Origin of the sequence: Rossellomorea vietnamensis (genome assembly GCF_001305855.1) — a bacterium.
GTDB classification, from domain to species: Bacteria; Bacillota; Bacilli; order Bacillales; family Bacillaceae_B; genus Rossellomorea; species Rossellomorea vietnamensis_A.
Genome location: NZ_LIXZ01000048.1, coordinates 1 through 1,550, shown reverse-complemented (window position 1 = coordinate 1,550; position 1,550 = coordinate 1). Strand labels below are relative to the sequence as shown.

At 46.5% G+C, this 1,550-nt stretch carries 6 tRNA genes and 2 rRNA genes; all 8 read left to right on the top strand.

Features of this window, described 5'->3' with window-relative positions:
- Nucleotides 1-123, top strand: a 23S ribosomal RNA gene (locus tag AM506_RS21615); the annotation flags it as partial.
- 298 nt (nucleotides 124-421) lie between these two features.
- Nucleotides 422-538, top strand: a 5S ribosomal RNA gene (gene rrf / locus AM506_RS21610).
- A gap of 7 nt (nucleotides 539-545) precedes the next feature.
- A tRNA-Asn gene (locus AM506_RS21605) sits at nucleotides 546-620 on the top strand.
- Between the two features lie 6 nt (nucleotides 621-626).
- Nucleotides 627-718, top strand: a tRNA-Ser gene (locus AM506_RS21600).
- A gap of 16 nt (nucleotides 719-734) precedes the next feature.
- Nucleotides 735-809 (top strand) — tRNA-Glu (locus AM506_RS21595).
- Nucleotides 810-847: 38 nt separating this feature from the next.
- Nucleotides 848-923 (top strand) — tRNA-Val (locus tag AM506_RS21590).
- A gap of 188 nt (nucleotides 924-1,111) precedes the next feature.
- A tRNA-Met gene (locus AM506_RS21585) sits at nucleotides 1,112-1,185 on the top strand.
- Nucleotides 1,186-1,303: 118 nt separating this feature from the next.
- Nucleotides 1,304-1,380, top strand: a tRNA-Asp gene (locus AM506_RS21580).
- Nucleotides 1,381-1,550 lie beyond the last annotated feature (170 nt).

The window sequence follows — 1,550 nt, the reverse complement described above, 5'->3', positions numbered from 1 at the left end:
GATGAGATTTCCCATCACGTAAGTGAGTAAGATCCCTAGAAGATGACTAGGTAGATAGGTCAGAGATGGAAGCATGGCGACATGTGGAGTTGACTGATACTAATCGATCGAGGACTTAACCACATTATAAAGCGGAGGCGGCTTGAACAGAGACGACAAGCATTTCTGGGCAATCAGAAGAGGGTGCCTTTTACCCTCAGCTGATTGAACTGAAATGACCTCGAGTCTCTAGCCGCCGGAGCTGGATTRCWGTCTACTTGWAATAGTAGATACAACAATTGGTCGATATTCGGCTTTCTTGACATCAATTCTTTATCTAGTTTTCAGGGAATAATTTTTATACGAAAATATAAAAAATCCTTGAAAAAATATATCTACACGATATAATAGTACTTGTCCTTAAAAAAGAGACAATACATAGTCTGGTGACAATGGCGAAGAGGTCACACCCGTTCCCATGCCGAACACGGAAGTTAAGCTCTTCAGCGCCGATGGTAGTTGGGGGATCTCCCCCTGTGAGAGTAGGACGTCGCCAGGCATATCGTTCCGCAGTAGCTCAGTGGTAGAGCTATCGGCTGTTAACCGATCGGTCGCAAGTTCGAATCTTGCCTGCGGAGCCAATATATGGAGAGCTGTCCGAGTGGCCGAAGGAGCACGATTGGAAATCGTGTAGACGGTTAACGCTGTCTCAAGGGTTCAAATCCCTTGCTCTCCGCCATATACATTCTAATTAAGGCCCATTGGTCAAGCGGTTAAGACACCGCCCTTTCACGGCGGTAACACGGGTTCGAATCCCGTATGGGTCACCAACATTCTTTCAGTTACAAAATGTTTTACCGTTACATATGGAGGATTAGCTCAGCTGGGAGAGCATCTGCCTTACAAGCAGAGGGTCGGCGGTTCGATCCCGTCATCCTCCACCATGTTTTTTTACGAAAGTAAAATAAACTTCCTTAATTTATATCGTCGCGGGGTGGAGCACGACCGAATAATCATCGGAGCGTACACATCAGCGCACCGACTGAGTGGCAGCATGAATAAGCTTACTGAAGTCGGGGTGGTTTTACGCGATACATTATGGGATAATGGAAACTTGATTATATATTATCGTCGCGGGGTGGAGCAGTTCGGTAGCTCGTCGGGCTCATAACCCGAAGGTCGCAGGTTCAAATCCTGTCCCCGCAATACCATTTTTGACTCGGTAATGAATTAGGATGTTGATAATTCATGATGAGTCACGTATGGATAGTTATTTTCGCTGCCGCGAGGTAATGAAAGTTATTTTGCTGGCGCAAAAAACTCTGGTCCGGTAGTTCAGTTGGTTAGAATGCCTGCCTGTCACGCAGGAGGTCGCGGGTTCGAGTCCCGTCCGGACCGCCATTTTTAATTAGAATATTGTTTCTTGAAAAGGAAAAGGGTTTCGATAAGCGAGAAGGTCGAGGAAGCGATCGAAGGAACACCGGAGCGTATTTTACATACGTGAGGATGTGACTGAGTGAGCTGACGAAGAGATTCGAAGCTTAGCGGAAGCCGAAAACTATTTGGCTCAG